Origin of the sequence: Brenneria sp. L4-2C (assembly GCF_040240335.1) — a bacterium.
Lineage (GTDB): Bacteria > Pseudomonadota > Gammaproteobacteria > Enterobacterales > Enterobacteriaceae > Brenneria.
On sequence record NZ_JBEIAC010000056.1, the window covers coordinates 1 to 1197 of the forward strand.

Here is a 1197-nt window from a genome sequence, read left to right on the forward strand (position 1 = left end):
GGTAATCCCCCCATTTTTAACGGATGCCATAAGTAGAGTTATGCAGCACGTAACACATGCTGTTTTGGGGTATATCCGCCCAACGCCATATTCGGCCTTTCGTGATTATAAAACCACTGCCATTCTGTTGCGTACCGTTGTAATTCGTCCAGTGAGGAAAATATATATTGCCCCAGCCAGTCATAACGCACTGTCCGGTTATAACGCTCGATATAGGCATTTTGCTGCGGTTTACCCGGCTGGATAAAATTTAGTTCAATGTCGTTGTTTTTAGCCCATTGCATCAACTCGCTACTCGTATATTCCGGACCATTGTCACAACGTATTGAAACCGGTTTCCCTCGCCACTCAATCAGACGCTCCAGCGTTTGCTTTACCCGAACCGACGGTAACGAGAAGTCCACTTCTATTGCCAGTGCCTCACGGTTAAAATCATCAATGATGTTCAATAACCGGATTGAGCGGCCATCTGCTAGCTGGTCATGCATAAAGTCCATCGACCAGCTTTCATTGCTTTGTTCCGGTACCCTCAACGGCGCCGGCTCTTCCCGTTTCAATCTTTTCTTCGGCTTAATGCGCATATTTAGCGAAAGCTCACAGTAAATCCGGTATACCCTTTTAGGGTTCCAGCCGAATCCCTTTACATTGCGGAGGTACAGATAACACAGGCCAAAACCCCAGTTTCGCTGACTATCGGTAATGCGCAATAACCAGTCGGCAATTTGCTGATTTTCCTCATTAAGTTTTGGCACATAGCGGTAACAACTTTCACTGACCGAAAATATCTGACAGGCAAAACGAATACTGATGTACCTGTTTTCCACTGCCGCTTTTGCCATCTGCCGACGCTGAGATGGCTTTACCACTTTTTTTGCATGGCTTCCTGAATGATTTCAGCCTTAAGCCGTTCTTCCGCATACATCTTTTTGAGACGGCGGTTCTCATCTTCCAGCTCTTTCAGGCGAGTCATAAGGGACGCATCCATTCCGCCGAATTTAGCCCGCCACTTATAAAAACTGGCGCTGCTGATGCCATGCTCGCGGCACAGTTCAGGCACAGGCGTTCCTGCTTCGGCCTGTTTGAGGATGGCGATGATCTGACTGTCGGTAAAGCGTGATTTTTTCATAGCGAATCTCCTGCGTTCAGATTACGAGAAAATTCTACTTATGAACACTCCGCTTTTTCGGGGGGATTACC

The 1197-nt window shown here is 47.2% G+C and carries 1 protein-coding gene; it reads right to left on the reverse strand.

From position 1 onward, the window contains the following. Nucleotides 1-38: 38 nt before the first annotated feature. A protein-coding gene (locus ABRZ26_RS25000; RefSeq protein ID WP_319606706.1) for an IS3 family transposase occupies nt 39-1126 on the reverse strand; the annotation gives its coding sequence in 2 pieces (ribosomal slippage) (nt 39-874 and nt 874-1126; 1089 coding nt in all). Nucleotides 1127-1197: the final 71 nt, after the last annotated feature.